General features: G+C 66.4%; 14 protein-coding genes. 6 read left to right on the top strand and 8 right to left on the bottom strand.

Going from position 1 to position 13,845, the window contains the following annotated elements:
• Window positions 1-117: 117 nt before the first annotated feature.
• Window positions 118-1,170 (bottom strand): anthranilate phosphoribosyltransferase, encoded by a 1,053-nt coding sequence (gene trpD, locus AVP41_RS01125; protein ID WP_067159553.1) that lies wholly within the window; start codon window positions 1,168-1,170, stop codon window positions 118-120.
• 130 nt (window positions 1,171-1,300) lie between these two features.
• Here trpD and ctaE point away from each other — a divergent pair, with 130 nt between their 5' ends.
• From ctaE to AVP41_RS01100, 5 genes are all read left to right on the top strand, one after another.
• A complete protein-coding gene (gene ctaE, locus AVP41_RS01120) occupies window positions 1,301-1,936 on the top strand; it encodes an aa3-type cytochrome oxidase subunit III (RefSeq protein WP_197464234.1) in 636 nt (211 codons plus the stop codon).
• 22 nt (window positions 1,937-1,958) lie between these two features.
• Complete coding sequence (gene qcrC / locus AVP41_RS01115; RefSeq protein WP_067159550.1) at window positions 1,959-2,762, top strand: cytochrome bc1 complex diheme cytochrome c subunit; 804 nt, start codon at window positions 1,959-1,961, stop codon at window positions 2,760-2,762.
• A 47-nt stretch (window positions 2,763-2,809) separates the two neighbouring features.
• Window positions 2,810-3,901, top strand: coding sequence for a cytochrome bc1 complex Rieske iron-sulfur subunit (gene qcrA / locus AVP41_RS01110; RefSeq protein ID WP_067159547.1), 1,092 nt, complete (start codon window positions 2,810-2,812; stop codon window positions 3,899-3,901).
• The gene (qcrB, locus tag AVP41_RS01105) at window positions 3,898-5,745 is read left to right on the top strand and encodes a cytochrome bc1 complex cytochrome b subunit (RefSeq protein ID WP_067159544.1); all 1,848 of its coding nucleotides are present in this window, start codon (window positions 3,898-3,900) and stop codon (window positions 5,743-5,745) included. Before qcrA ends, qcrB begins: the two co-directional genes overlap by 4 nt.
• An 82-nt stretch (window positions 5,746-5,827) precedes the next feature.
• Window positions 5,828-6,241, top strand: coding sequence for a rhodanese-like domain-containing protein (locus AVP41_RS01100; protein ID WP_067159541.1), 414 nt, complete (start codon window positions 5,828-5,830; stop codon window positions 6,239-6,241).
• Window positions 6,242-6,247: 6 nt separating this feature from the next.
• Here AVP41_RS01100 and AVP41_RS01095 read toward each other — a convergent pair whose 3' ends face one another.
• The 6 genes from AVP41_RS01095 to AVP41_RS01070 form a co-directional block, all read right to left on the bottom strand.
• Window positions 6,248-7,036: a PP2C family protein-serine/threonine phosphatase gene (locus AVP41_RS01095; protein ID WP_067159538.1), complete on the bottom strand. Its 789-nt coding sequence runs from the start codon at window positions 7,034-7,036 to the stop codon at window positions 6,248-6,250.
• 4 nt (window positions 7,037-7,040) lie between these two features.
• The gene (locus AVP41_RS01090; RefSeq protein WP_067159535.1) at window positions 7,041-7,475 is read right to left on the bottom strand and encodes a cytochrome c oxidase subunit 4; all 435 of its coding nucleotides are present in this window, start codon (window positions 7,473-7,475) and stop codon (window positions 7,041-7,043) included.
• Window positions 7,476-9,239 (bottom strand): aa3-type cytochrome oxidase subunit I, encoded by a 1,764-nt coding sequence (gene ctaD / locus AVP41_RS01085; RefSeq protein ID WP_067159532.1) that lies wholly within the window; start codon window positions 9,237-9,239, stop codon window positions 7,476-7,478.
• Window positions 9,239-10,138 carry an aa3-type cytochrome oxidase subunit II gene (gene ctaC, locus AVP41_RS01080; RefSeq protein WP_082829074.1) on the bottom strand — a complete coding sequence of 300 codons (900 nt, stop codon included), beginning with the start codon at window positions 10,136-10,138 and terminating at the stop codon, window positions 9,239-9,241. Before ctaC ends, ctaD begins: the two co-directional genes overlap by 1 nt.
• A 115-nt stretch (window positions 10,139-10,253) precedes the next feature.
• A complete protein-coding gene (gene erpA, locus AVP41_RS01075) occupies window positions 10,254-10,622 on the bottom strand; it encodes an iron-sulfur cluster insertion protein ErpA (RefSeq protein WP_067159526.1) in 369 nt (122 codons plus the stop codon).
• Between the two features lie 123 nt (window positions 10,623-10,745).
• Window positions 10,746-12,140 carry a dipeptidase gene (locus AVP41_RS01070; RefSeq protein WP_067159522.1) on the bottom strand — a complete coding sequence of 465 codons (1,395 nt, stop codon included), beginning with the start codon at window positions 12,138-12,140 and terminating at the stop codon, window positions 10,746-10,748.
• 48 nt (window positions 12,141-12,188) lie between these two features.
• Here AVP41_RS01070 and AVP41_RS01065 point away from each other — a divergent pair, with 48 nt between their 5' ends.
• The gene (locus AVP41_RS01065; RefSeq protein WP_067159519.1) at window positions 12,189-12,755 is read left to right on the top strand and encodes a DUF3043 domain-containing protein; all 567 of its coding nucleotides are present in this window, start codon (window positions 12,189-12,191) and stop codon (window positions 12,753-12,755) included.
• A 44-nt stretch (window positions 12,756-12,799) separates the two neighbouring features.
• Here the strand turns inward: AVP41_RS01065 and AVP41_RS01060 are convergent, their stop codons facing one another.
• Window positions 12,800-13,840 carry a quinone-dependent dihydroorotate dehydrogenase gene (locus tag AVP41_RS01060; RefSeq protein WP_067159517.1) on the bottom strand — a complete coding sequence of 347 codons (1,041 nt, stop codon included), beginning with the start codon at window positions 13,838-13,840 and terminating at the stop codon, window positions 12,800-12,802.
• Window positions 13,841-13,845: the final 5 nt, after the last annotated feature.

Genomic DNA, 13,845 nt, shown 5'->3' with positions numbered 1-13,845 from the left:
GAAGGTCCTCTCTGGAGATGACTCGTCCGGGTCACCGGACGGTGATCTCACGGTAGCGGGCCCTGTCTCGCACGGCCAGAGAGCGCTCCCGGGAAAAACCCCTGCCGAAAGGAGGGATCAGCGTCGTGTCGCCTCGACCCATGCCTCGAGGGTGGCTCTCGCCGCGCCAGCGTCGATGGCGTCGGCTGCCCGATCCTTCGCGGCGGCGAGTCGCTCGACGATCGGGGTCTGCACCTGAGTGGCGTCCTGGAACAGGTCGAACGCGACGATGCCCGCAGCAGCGTTCAACAGCACGATGTCTCGCACCGCGCCGCTCGCTCCGTCGAAGACGTCGCGCACGATACGGGCATTGTGAGCAGCGTCGCCGCCGAGGAGGTCGTCGATGTCGGCGAGGGGGATGCCGATGTCGCGCGGATCCAAATCGTGCTCGTGGATGTCGCCGCGAGAGATCTCCCACAGCCGGTTGTGCCCCGTCGTGGTCAGTTCGTCCAGGCCGTCATCTCCGCGGAAGACGAGCGCTGTGGCCCCCCGGGTCTGGAACACGCCGGTGATCAGCGGCACTCGATCCAGATGGGCCACGCCAACGGCGTTCGCCTCCGCGCGGGCCGGGTTGCACAGCGGTCCGAGGAAGTTGAAGACGGTGGGGACCCCGAGCTCGGTCCGCGTCGGTCCCGCATGCCGGAATCCAGGGTGGAAGGCCGAGGCGAACGCGAAGGTGATACCGACCTCCTCGAGGACCTCGGCGACGCGCTCGGGCGGAAGGCTCAGGTCGATGCCGAGGGCACCCAGCACATCGGAGGATCCCGACGACGAGCTGGCGGCCCGATTGCCGTGCTTGACGACCGGGACACCCGACGCCGCGGCGACGATCGCCGACATCGTGGAGATGTTGACGGTGCCGAAGCGGTCCCCACCCGTGCCGACGATGTCGAGCACCTCAGCGGGGACCGGGAGCGGGAGCGCCGCCTCCAGGATCGCGTCGCGGAAACCGACGATCTCGTCGACCGTCTCCCCCTTGGCGCGCAGGGCCACCAGGAATCCCGCTAGCTGCGACGGTGTCGCCGCACCCGACATCACCTCTCGCATCGCCCAGGTCGACTCGGAGACGCTCAGGTCGCGACGTGCGAGGAGGTTCGTGAGGATCTCGGGCCACGAGTACAGCTCCGCCATGAGGACCGATCCTATCGGCAGTCTCACGGCAGCTTCACGGCGGGTATCGATCCGATTCCGATCCCCTCCGAAAGTCGAACCCACCTTCAGGGATGAGGAAACCACTCCCGGAATCAGCCATAATGAATCCGTGACGACCACTCCAGCGACCTATTCCCAAGCCTTGCGCTCCGTCAAGCGTCCGGATCCGGTCGCCGTCGGAACCATCGTCTGGCTCGGCAGCGAAGTCATGTTCTTCGCCGGCTTGTTCGCCATCTACTTCACGCTCCGTAACGCGTCCCCCGAGCTGTGGGGCGACCGCACCGAGCTGCTGAACATCCCGTTCGCCGCTGTCAACACGCTGATCCTGGTGCTCTCCTCCTTCACCGCTCAGGCCGGCGTCTTCGCCGCGGAGCGGTTCCAGCCGTACCGCAGGGGCTCGATCTGGCAGTTCCGTCAGTGGGGCATGGTCGAGTGGTTCTTCCTCACCTTCATCATGGGTGCCGTGTTCGTCTCCGGCCAGGTGTGGGAGTACGCGACACTCGTCGCCGAGGGCATGCCCATCAGCGCCGACTCCTACGCATCGGCCTTCTACCTGACGACGGGGTTCCACGCCCTGCACGTCACCGGCGGCCTGATCGCCTTCCTCCTCGTGATCGGTCGCGCCTACGCCGTCAAGAACTTCGGACGTAAGGAGATGACCACCTCGATCGTCGTGTCCTACTACTGGCACTTCGTCGACGTCGTCTGGATCGTCCTGTTCATCGTCATCTACTTCGTCAAGTAACAGAGCGGAGCTGAGTACCTCCATGGCATCGAAGACCACGCGTCGCCAGACCGGACGCCGCAGCAAGTGGGCCGCCGCCGCCTTGATCGGCATCGGTCTGCTCGTCAGCGGCGGCGTCTACGCCGGCGCGTCCGCCGCGATGGCCGCCACCGAGCCCGCCACTGCCGCATCGACGACGCTGACCGTCGACGACGGCCAGAAACTGTTCCAGGCCAACTGCGCCACCTGCCACGGCTTGAACATGCAGGGCACCCCCGACGGGCCGTCTCTCTACGGCGTCGGTGAGCTGGCCGTCGAGTTCCAGATGTCCACGGGACGCATGCCGCTGCAGATGCAGGGACCGCAGGCTCCGCAGAAGCCGGTTCAGTTCACCGAGGAACAGATCAAGGCGATCGCTGCCTGGGTGCAGTCGACCTCACCCGGCCCCTCCTACCCGGCCGCGAAGATCCTCGACGGCAAGGGCGACGTCGCCAACGGTGCCGAGCTGTTCCGCATCAACTGCGCGATGTGCCACAACGTCGCCGCAGCAGGAGGTGCTCTCACCGAGGGCAAGTACGCCCCGGCGCTCACGTCCACGAGCCCGCTGCACATCTACGCCGCGATGGTCACCGGGCCGCAGAACATGCCGGTCTTCAACGACATGACGCTCACGACGGATGAGAAGCGCGACATCATCTCGGCGCTCATGTGGATGCAGCAGAACGAATCGGCCGGCGGCTTCTCGCTCGGCTCGCTCGGTCCGGTCTCCGAGGGTCTGTTCATCTGGATCTTCGGCATCGGCGCGCTGATCGGACTCACCGTGTGGATCACGGCGAAGTCGAACTGAGCGACGGCCACGACAACACTTCACTGACGCAACGTACGAGGAGCACCATGGCACACGAGGAAGACGCGCTCGAGCACGAGAGGGCTTCATGGAAGCCCTCTACCGGGCTCGCAGTCGCGGTTCCCGACCCCGTGCAGAACCCCGGTCTGCCGCCGCATCGGGCACGCACGACGGACAAGGACCCCGCTGCCATGAAGCGCGCGGTCCGCACGGTGTACACCCTCTTCTACCTGTCTCTCGCGGGCAGCATCTGGGCGATCGCCGCCTACATGCTCTTCCCGATCGAGAGCGGGCAGATCGTCGACATCCGTCACAACAACCTGTTCGTCGGTCTCGGTATCGCTCTGGCCCTCTTCGCCATCGGCGTCGGCGCCATCCACTGGTCGAAGGCGATCATGTCGGACAAGGAGCACATCGAGCCCCGTCACGCCACGCGCGGGCGGGACACCACTCGCGAGGGCGCCGTCCAAGCATTCCGTGACGCGAACGAAGAGTCCGGGTTCGGTCGCCGTGCCGTCATCCGCAACTCCCTCATCGCCGCGCTCGTCGCATCGGTGGCACCCGGCATCGTGCTCTTCCGCGGGCTGGCCCCGCAGAGCAACCCCGCAGGAGACGCTCGCGAGCAGATCGCCGGTGACCCGGTCGCCCTCCTCAGCCACACCATGTGGAAGAAGGGCATGCGCCTGGCCCACGACCCGAGCGGCGAGCCGATCCGGGCCGCCGACCTGACGCTCGGTTCCGCCGTGCACGTGATCCCCGAGCCGCTCGCCAAGATGAGCCACCACGACGGCTATCTGGAGGAGAAGGCCAAGGCCATCGTGCTCCTCATGCGTCTCCTGCCTGAGCAGCTGCCCGCAGAGCACAACAAGCTCGAGTGGTCGTACGACGGGATCGTGGCCTACTCCAAGGTCTGCACCCACGTCGGCTGCCCCGTCGCCCTGTACGAACAGCAGACGCATCACCTTCTGTGCCCCTGCCACCAGTCGCAGTTCGACGTGTCGCGCTCTGCCGCGGTCATCTTCGGGCCGGCCGCGCGGCCGCTGCCGCAGCTCCCGATCACCGTCGACGCGGAGGGTTACCTCATCGCGCAGGACGATTTCCACGAACCTGTCGGCCCGAGCTTCTGGGAGCGCCATTGAGCACCGCCACTGTCACTGAGACAGGAACACAGAACCCCGGCGCGCAGAACAGCTCGACGGAGAAGCCGCTCGGCGGTCGCTTCGTCGCCGGCGCGGCGAACTACATCGACGAACGCACGAGCCTCTCGGGACTCGTGAAGGAGCTGGGCCGGAAGATCTTCCCGGATCACTGGTCCTTCATGCTCGGCGAGATCGCTCTGTGGAGCTTCGTCGTCGTCCTGCTGTCGGGAACCTTCCTGACCTTCTTCTTCCAGGCCTCGATGGTGGAGACCCACTACGAGGGGGCCTACGTCCCCATGGTCGGTGTGGAGATGTCGGCGGCACTCGATTCGACGCTGCGGATCTCGTTCGACATCCGCGGCGGACTCCTTGTTCGCCAGATCCACCACTGGGCGGCTCTCGTGTTCGTCGCGGGAATCGGCGTGCACATGCTGCGCGTCTTCTTCACCGGCGCCTTCCGCAAGCCGCGCGAGCTCAACTGGGTGATCGGCTTCATCCTCTTCATCCTCGCGATGGGTGAGGGCTTCACCGGCTACTCGCTCCCCGACGACCTGCTCTCGGGGAACGGTCTGCGCATCATCGACGGCATGATCAAGGGCATCCCCCTGATCGGAACCTGGACCTCGTTCCTCCTCTTCGGCGGCGAGTTCCCCGGTACCGACATCGTCGGCCGCCTCTACGTTCTCCACATCCTGCTGCTCCCCGCGATCCTCGTGGCGCTGCTCGCTGTCCACCTCATGCTGATGATCGTGAACAAGCACACGCAGTTCGCCGGTCCCGGCCGCACGAACAGCAACGTCGTGGGATACCCGATGATGCCGGTCTACATGTCCAAGATGGGCGGCTTCTTCTTCATCACCTTCGGCGTGATCGTCCTCATCGCCGCGCTGTTCACGATCAACCCGATCTGGAACTACGGACCGTACGACCCCTCCCCGGTGTCGGCCGGCACGCAGCCCGACTGGTACATCGGATTCGCCGACGGCGCCCTGCGCCTCGTGCCACCGCATCTTGAGTTCGTGCTGTTCGACCGCACATGGTCGTTCAACATCCTGATCCCGCTCGGCGGCCTCGGACTCTTCATCGTCCTGGTCATGCTGTACCCGTTCATCGAGGCGTGGATCACCGGCGACAAGCGCGAGCACCACATCGCCCAGCGTCCCCGTCACGCCCCCACGCGCACCGCGATCGGCGTCGCCGGCGTGATCTTCTACGCCGTGCTCTGGGCAGCGGCCTCGTCGGACATCATCGCCACGCACTTCCATCTGACGATGGAAGGGGTCATCCACACGCTGCAGGCGCTGCTGATCCTCGGCCCGATCTTCGGGTACTTCATCACCAAGCGCATCGCACTTGCGCTGCAGAAGAAGGATCGTGAGATCGCCCTCCACGGCTACGAGTCCGGCCGCATCGTGCGTCTGCCCGGTGGCGAGTACATCGAGGTGCACCAGCCGGTCGACGAGTACGAGCTCGTCAAGCTGGTCGACTTCGAGACCAATGCTCCTCTGGTGGTGCGTCCCAACGACCGCGGCCGCATCCCGTGGCACGAAAACCTGCGTGCCTCGCTGTCGCGCTGGTTCTTCGAGGACCGTCTCGTGCCGGTCACGCAAGCCGACATCGACGAGGCTCGCGCTCACCAGCATCACACGCTCGACCACATTGCCGAAGAGGAAGCGGCAGAGCTCCGGGGCGCGCACGAGCGTGCCGGCGTTCCCGACGCACCGCTGCACCCGATCGACGACGGACACAACAGCGAGACGGCCAACCGCCCCTCGAACGTGATCGTCCCCGACGAGGACGGTGGGAGCTCCAAGAAGTCCGCGAAGAAGGACAGCGACGACTGACTTCTGACACACGGCAGGAATGCGGCGAGGAGTGGCTGAGAAGCCCTCCTCGCCGCATTGCGTCTGGGCCTAGCGTCGAAGCATGACCGATACCCTGACGTATTTCCAGAGCAAGCTTCAGCATGAGACCGATGCCTCCGATCTCTACGCCGCACAACGCGCTGGCGACGCGGTGGTCGTCGTCGATGTCCGCAGCCGTGACGCGTGGGACCAGGGGCACATCGTCGGTGCCCGCCATATCCCCTACCGCGAGATCGCCGCTCGAGCGTCGTCAGAGATCGACCTCAGCACCCCGGTCGTCGTTTACTGCTGGAGCCCGGGCTGCAATGCGGGAGCCAAAGGCGCTGTGGAGTTCGCGCGGCTGGGTTACGACGTGCGCGAGATGATCGGCGGCTATGAGTACTGGGTGCGCGAGGGCTTTCCCACCGAGGGCGCGTTGGGACCGCTCCCCCGCGTGTTCGACCCGCTCGTGATGTGGGTTCGTCCTGAGGCCTGACAGGCCTCAGCCGGCGAGCTGCTCCTGGAAGCGAGCGGCGGCGGCGCCCGCCCAGACGGGCGGCACCAGGCTCGGAACGCCGTCGATGACGTCGCACACGACCGCTGTGACGTTGTCTCGGGATCCGGCCTCCAGCGCGACGTCCACGAGGCGCTCGGCAAGCTCCTGCACGTTCGCAGCTGTGTCGCTCACCACCTCGGCGATCGCGTCGTCGTCGAGGTAGTCACTGACTCCATCGCTGCAGAGCACCCATCGATCTCCACTCACTGGTGCTCGTTCAACGACACGGATGACGTCGGCGGCGTCGCCCCGCAGAGAAGCCGTGATGATGTTGCGACGCGGATGCGTCATGGCATCCGCGGGGGCGACGATTCCTTGGTCGACCAGGTTCTGAACGAAGGAGTCGTCGCGCGTCTGGCGGATGAGATGAGACTGCCTCAGCAGGTACGCACGGGAGTCGCCGGTATGGGCGAGCAGGAGCGCACCGGAGGCATCGAACCAGACTCCGGTGAAGGTCGTCGCCATGCCGGCCAGCGCAGGATCTCGACGCACGTGTGCCCCCAGATCCCAGTTCGCGCCGCGGAGGCGCATCGCGAAGTCGTCGACGCCTCGGAGCTCGGGGCCGAACGCGACCAAGCGATGCAAGAACGCCGACGAAGCGAGATCCCCTGCGGGGCCACCACCGACACCATCCGCAACGGCCGCAGCCCAGGGCGCGCCGAACGCCGAGTCCTGATTGTCCTCGCGATGCGGCCCCACGTCGGAGCAAACACCGACCTGGAGTCGGAACGTCATCCGATCAGCGCGCGAAGTACCCGCGGTAGTACTCGTAGACCCAGCCGACGATCGCCACGACGAACACGGCGACGCCGATCGGCAGGAGGAACGTTCCCACCGCGAGTCCGACGATCGCCAGGGCTGCGGAGAAGGCGAGGACGAGCGGCCACCACGACCACGGGCTGAACTCGCCGAGCTCGGGATCGCCGTCGTCGATGTCCGACGTCAGCACGTCCTCGGGGAGCTCCCCACCCTGGGCCTTGTGGACGCGGCCGACGTAGAACGCGATCATCGCCGACATGAACACGCTGAACAGTAGCGCCGTCGATCCGACCCACTCGATGGCGTTGTACCACGGTAGCTGGGAGTGCTCGATGATGTTCCAGCCGGTGTACAGCACCGTGATCAGGAGGAAGAAGACCCCGAGGATCCACCAGAGGTTGACGTTGGTCTTCACTTACTTCACCTCTCCCTCGGCGAGATCGACAACCGGCGCATCGGGCGCGTCCTTTGCCGGGCCGACGCCGACGGGCAGGCCTGCCTCGGGATGATTGAGATCGAACGCCGGACGCTCGCTCCGGATACGCGGGATCGACGTGAAGTTGTGCCGCGGCGGCGGGCAGCTGGTTGCCCACTCCAGCGAGCCGCCGTAGCCCCAAGGATCGTTCACGGTGACTCGGGGTGCCTTGCGGGCGGTGAGCCACACGTTGAGGAAGAACGGGATCATCGACGCGCCGAGGATCATCGCCCCCACGGTCGAGATCTGGTTGCCCAAGGTCCATCCGTCCGCAGCCGAGTAGTCGGCGTAACGACGGACCATGCCGTCGACGCCCAGCCAGTGCTGGATGAGGAACGTCATGTGGAATCCGATGAAGAGCATCCAGAAGTGGACCATCCCCAGACGCTCGTTGAGCATCCGTCCCGTCCACTTCGGCCACCAGAAGTAGAAGCCGGCGAACATCGCGAACACCACGGTGCCGAAGACGACGTAGTGGAAGTGGGCGACCACGAAGTAGGAGTCCGACGTGTGGAAGGTCAGCGGCGGCGAGGCGAGGATCACGCCCGTGAGACCACCGAAGACGAACGACACGAGGAAGCCGAGCGTGAACACCATGGGCGTCTCGAACGTTACGGAGCCACGCCACATCGTGCCGATCCAGTTGAAGATCTTCACACCGGTAGGCACCGCGATCAGCATCGTCATGAAGGCGAAGAACGGCAGGAGGACGGCTCCGGTCACGTACATGTGGTGTGCCCAGACCGATACCGAGAGTGCGGCGATCGCGATCGTCGCGTACACCAGCGTCTTGTACCCGAAGATCGGTTTGCGGCTGAACACCGGGAGGATCTCGGAGACGATGCCGAAGAACGGCAGCGCGATGATGTAGACCTCAGGGTGCCCGAAGAACCAGAACAGGTGCTGCCAGAGGAGCACTCCCCCATTGGCAGGGTCGTAGATGTGCGCGCCGAGCACGCGGTCGGCGGCGGCGGCGAAGATCGCTGCAGCCAGCACCGGGAACGCCATCAGGATGAGGATGCTCGTCACGAGCGTGTTCCACGAGAAGATCGGCAGACGCCACATCGTCATTCCGGGGGCACGCATCGTGATGATCGTCGTGATGAAGTTCACGGCACCGAGAATGGTTCCGAAACCACTCATGCCCAGGCCGAGCATCCACAGGTTTCCGCCGGCGCCCGGCGAGAAGCTGGCGTTGGCCAACGGCTGATAGGCGAACCAGCCGAACGCGGCCGCGCCCTGAGGGGTGAGGAATCCCGCGATCGCGATGAGCGATCCGAAGATGAACAGCCACAGCGCGAATGCGTTCAGCCGCGGGAAGGCGACATCAGGGGCGCCGAGCTGGAGCGGGAGGATCGCGTTGGCGAAGCCGGCGAACAGCGGGGTCGCGAACATCAGCAGCATGATCGTGCCGTGCATCGTGAACAGCTGGTTGTACTGCTCCTTGGTCGGGATGACCTGCATGCCCGGCTCGAAGAGCTCTGCGCGGATGATGAGGGCCATGACGCCACCGAGCAGGAAGAACAGCACGGAGGCGATCAGGTACATGTACCCGATGGTCTTGTGGTCAGTCGACGTGATCCACTTGACGATCACGTTGCCCTTCTGCTCGACCCGGGAGGAGCTCAGCAGAGCAGCCTGACGCGGCGGCAGAGTGGTCGGACGGCTGTGCGTCTCGCCCTGGAGCGGAAGCGTCGTCGCCATCAGTGTTCTCCCTCGGACTCGGAGTTCCCGCCGGTGCCGGGAAGGTTCTGGAGGCGGTCGTAGGCGTCGTTGATGTCGCCGGTCTGGCCGGCCTCGCGCAGCGACGCCAGGTAGGCGTCATACTCGGCCTGCTCCACGACCTTCACCTTGAACAGCATCATCGAGTGGTACTGGCCGCAGAGCTCGGCGCATTTGCCGTCGTACTCCCCGACACGGGTCGGCGTGAAGGACCAGTAGTTGTCCTTGCCGATGTACATGTCCTTCTTGTAGAGGAAGTCGATGATCCAGAAGGAGTGGATGACGTCGCGCGAGACGAGCTTGAGCTTCACTTCCTTGTCGACCGGAAGGTACAACGTCGGCAGCTCGCTGGTGACATCGCCCTTCTCGTTGGTCTGAGCCTGGACGCCCATGGTCCAGACCGCGTCAGAGGCGTCTTCGCAGTCGCTCCCCGTGTACTGGAAGTCCCACGCCCACTGCTTGCCGATGGCGGTGATGCAGGCGTCGGGGTTCTCGTACTGGTCCTCGAGGATGGCCTGGTCGCGGGCCGTGAACGCGAAGAAGCCGACCACGAGGATCAGCGGCACGATCGTGTAGAAGATCTCGATCGGCATGTTGTAGCGCATCTGCACGGGAAGTCCCGACTGGCCCCGGCGTCGGCGATACGCGATCGCGGCGAACGCCATGAGCGCCCAGGTGATGACGCCGACGACCAGCAGCACGATCCATGAGTTGACCCACAGGCCCGAGACCATCTGCGTGTGGTTCGTCGCCTGGGTTCCGTCGTCGGTGAAGCCCGGAAGGTATCCGTTCAGCTCGGTCGGCGTGCAGGCCGCGAGGGTGATCGCCGAAGCGACTCCCAGCGGAATTGCGGCCCAGCGGAGGCGACGTTTGACGCGCACGGTGCACCTTTCGGGGTCATGAAGGTCGAACATCAGCCAGTCTAGGGCAACCTCCCACGCGATTCAGGCCATCCGCCCAGGATGTCCCGACTCTCGGAGGGGGCGACAGGCGCGATCAGTGGAAGCTGTCGCCGCAGGCGCAGCTGCCCGCCGCGTTGGGGTTGTCGATCGTGAAGCCCTGCTCCGAGATCGTGTCCTTGAAGTCGATGGTCGCGCCCTCGAGATAGGGCACCGACATGTCGTCGACGATGACCTCGACACCGTCGAAATCGACGGCCTTGTCGCCGTCGAGGAAGCGCTCGTCGAAGTAGAGCTGATAGATGAGCCCGGAGCATCCCCCCGGCTGCACGGCGACGCGCAGACGCAAGTCGTCGCGGTTCTCCTGGTGGAGCAGATTCTTGACCTTCGCCGCCGCGGCGTCGGTCAGCGCGACACCATGCGCGGGCGCCGTGTCGGATGCGGTGGTCGTGGCGATGTCGGTCATGGCTCTCCCGATGGTCGGGCCGTCAGTGCCTTTGAGAGGCGGGGACGGCGGGATGACTCGATTCTACGCGGCCCGCTCCTCACGGGGCCCGAACGACGCCGATCGCCCCGCGGGGTCCCCCGGTCAGAGCGTCGTCGACTCGAGCCCCTCCAGGAGGAGCGCTTCAGACACGAGCGCGTGGCGGAACGTGTCGATGTGAAGCGACTCATTGGGGCTGTGGGCGCGTGCGTGCGGGTCCTCGACGCCGGTCACCAGGATCTGCGCGCCGGGGAACTCCCGCACCAGGTCCGCGATGAAGGGGATGGACCCTCCGACGCCGATGTCGACCGGGGGGATGCCGTACCCCTCGGCGAGGGCCTCGCGAGCTTGCGCGACGGCCCATCCGCTCGTGTCGACGAGGAAGGCATCGCCGAGGTCGACGTCGTGGAAGGAGATCTCGGCCCCGAACGGTGCGTTCTGCGTGAGGTGCGCCTGTACGGCCGCGAACGCGTCTTCGGCGCGCTGCCCTGGAGCGACGCGCACACTGATCACGACCGACAGCTCCGGAGTGAGCGTGTTGGAGGCGTTGCGGACGGAGGGGAAGTCGATCCCCGTGACCGTGACCGACGGCTTGTTCCAGATGCGGCTGAGGATCGTTCCTCGTCCGATCGGGCTCACTCCGTCGGGGATTCCGGCCTCGTCCCGCAGCGTGGCCTCGTCGTACTCCGGCGTGTCCGCGACGCGCTCGTGAAGCCCGGGGACGGCGACGGCGCCGTCATCGTCCCAGATCGTGGCGAGGAGCTTGACAGTGGCGAGCATGGCGTCGGGTACGGCTCCCCCGAACATTCCGGAGTGCGAGGCGTGGTCCAGGGTCTTCACGTGCATCCGGAATCGCGCGTTTCCGCGCAACGACACCGTCACGGCGGGAGTGGCGGCGTCCCAGTTGCCGGAGTCCGCGACGACGATCACGTCGGCTCGGAGGGCGTCGGCGTTGTCGGTCAGGAACTGCGCGAACGAGCCGGAGCCGGCTTCCTCCTCCCCCTCGATGAAGAGATTGATGCCGAGGTCGAAGTCCGTTCCCACGGCGTCGACGAACGCGCGGAGTGCTCCGACGTGCGCCATGACTCCTGCCTTGTCGTCGGCTGCACCCCGCCCATAGATGCGTCCGTTGCGGACCGTCGGCTCGAACGCCGGAGAGTCCCAGAGGCCTTCGTCGCCGACCGGCTGCACGTCGTGGTGGGCATACAGGAGGATCGTCGGACGGCCGTTGCGCGCACGCCGCGTGGCGAGGACCGCGGGCATCCCTTCTTCACCCGTCGCTGCCACACGGGCGGTCTTCACCTCGACCGTGTCGAAGATGCCGATTCCCTCGACGAGCGCCTTGACGGCCTCCGCGGAATGCTCGACCTCGGCGCGGTCGAACCCGGGGAAGGCAACCGACGGAATCCGCACGAGCGCGCCCAGGTCGGCCAGGGCGGAAGGGACGGCAGCGTCGGCTGCAGAGCGCACGCGCTCCCGCCGGGAGAGTTCGGAGGTCATACGGGTAATCTTAGAAGGCACGCTCTCCACCGAACCGAGGTTGCTCCCGTGGCCAAGACTCCCGCCGCTCCCACGCCCGACACCGAGCCCAGCGCTCCCGCAGGGCCCGGCAAGAACCGCCCGACCCCGACGAGGGCCGAGCGGGAGGCCGCACGCAAGCGTCCCCTCGTCGCCGACACGAAGGAGGCGCGCGCCCGGGCCAAGTCGGAGCTCGCCGCTCAGCGCGAGAAGGCCAGGATCGGGATGGCCAACGGGGACGAGCGCTACCTTCCCGTCCGCGACAAGGGGCCGCAGCGCCGGTTCGTGCGTGACTTCGTCGACGCCGGCTGGCACATCGGAGAGCTCGTGATGCCGCTGATGATCGTCGTGATCCTGTTGAGCCTCATCCCCAACCCCGCGATCGTCTACTACGGATTCATCGGGCTGTGGGTGTTCATCCTGTTCGTCATCGGCGACATGATCATCACCGGGACCCGCGTGAAGAAGCTCGGCACGCAGAAATGGGGCGACCGGCGCGAGAAGGGTCTCGGCTGGTACGCGGCGATGCGCACGATCCAGATGCGGTTCATGCGTCTGCCCAAGCCGCAGGTGCGCCGCGGAGAGCGCCCGGCCTGATCCCGCGCCCGGCCTTATCCGTCCGGCGGTGGCCGACGACCCTCCTACGCTCCCGCGGCGGGGCGTCGCCGGCGCAGTCCGCGGTTGATCTGACGCGCCCACAGCGGGCCGCGGTAGATGAAGCCGGTATAGCCCTGGACGAGGTCAGCGCCCGCATCGAGGCGCTCCTGCACATCGCTCGCTGTCTCAACTCCCCCTGCAGCGATGATGCAGAAGCCCTCGGGAACGACCGACCTCACGCGCCGCAGCACCTCGAGTGCGCGCGCGCGAAGCGGAGGGCCCGACAGCCCTCCGGCGCCGGCGCGCTCGATGGCGGCCGGATCCGTCTCCAGCCCGTCTCGCGAGATGGTCGTGTTCGTGGCGATCAGTCCCGCCAGTCCCAGCTCCGCCGCGAGCCCGGCGATCGACGCGACCTCGTCGTCCGAGAGGTCTGGCGCGATCTTCACCAGCAGCGGCGTGGCCCCCGCGGCATCACGCACCGCGGTCAGCAAGGGCCGAAGCGTCTCGACGGCCTGAAGCCCTCGCAGCCCCGGGGTGTTCGGGGACGAGACGTTGACGACGAGGTAGTCGGCGAGAGCGGCGACCAGGGCGGTGCTGGCGACATAGTCGGCGGTCGCGGCGTCGACGTCGACGACGCGGCTCTTGCCGATGTTGACGCCGATCACGGGACGCCGACGGCGACGGCGGAGCCGTTCCAGTCGGACCGCGACCGCGGCCGCCCCGTCGTTGTTGAATCCCATCCTGTTGATGAGCGCCCGATCGGGGATCAGGCGGAAGAGCCGCGGACGGGGATTCCCGTCCTGCGCGATGGCCGTGATCGTGCCGATCTCGACGTGTCCGAATCCCAGCGCACGCAGTCCGGTGACCGCCACGGCGTTCTTGTCGAAACCCGCGGCGACTCCGAACGGGGAGTCGAAGGTCAGCCCCAGCGCGTGCGTCCGAAGGGCGGGATCGGGACGCGTGATCGCGCGCACGACCGGAGCGATCGGCCACACCCCGAACGCGCGGATCACCGGCATGACGAGGTGGTGAGCCCGTTCGGGATCCATGCGAGCGAAGAAGACGCGGAAGATGAAGGGATACATCGGCT

Origin of the sequence: Microbacterium sp. TNHR37B (genome assembly GCF_001620065.1) — a bacterium.
In the GTDB taxonomy this organism is placed as follows: Bacteria; Actinomycetota; Actinomycetes; order Actinomycetales; family Microbacteriaceae; genus Microbacterium.
Note: the sequence above shows the minus strand (reverse complement) of the source record. Positions and strands in the feature narration are given on the sequence as shown.

Bases quoted from the DNA above. Each gene is read 5' to 3' on its own strand.
- trpD (WP_067159553.1), bottom strand. From the start codon at position 1,170: ATGGCGGAGCTGTACTCGTGGCCCGAGATCCTCACGAACCTCCTCGCA.
- qcrC (WP_067159550.1), top strand. From the start codon at position 1,959: ATGGCATCGAAGACCACGCGTCGCCAGACCGGACGCCGCAGCAAGTGG.
- qcrA (WP_067159547.1), top strand. From the start codon at position 2,810: ATGGCACACGAGGAAGACGCGCTCGAGCACGAGAGGGCTTCATGGAAG.
- AVP41_RS01100 (WP_067159541.1), top strand. From the start codon at position 5,828: ATGACCGATACCCTGACGTATTTCCAGAGCAAGCTTCAGCATGAGACC.
- AVP41_RS01095 (WP_067159538.1), bottom strand. From the start codon at position 7,036: ATGACGTTCCGACTCCAGGTCGGTGTTTGCTCCGACGTGGGGCCGCAT.
- ctaD (WP_067159532.1), bottom strand. From the start codon at position 9,239: ATGGCGACGACGCTTCCGCTCCAGGGCGAGACGCACAGCCGTCCGACC.
- erpA (WP_067159526.1), bottom strand. From the start codon at position 10,622: ATGACCGACATCGCCACGACCACCGCATCCGACACGGCGCCCGCGCAT.
- AVP41_RS01070 (WP_067159522.1), bottom strand. From the start codon at position 12,140: ATGACCTCCGAACTCTCCCGGCGGGAGCGCGTGCGCTCTGCAGCCGAC.
- AVP41_RS01060 (WP_067159517.1), bottom strand. From the start codon at position 13,840: ATGTATCCCTTCATCTTCCGCGTCTTCTTCGCTCGCATGGATCCCGAA.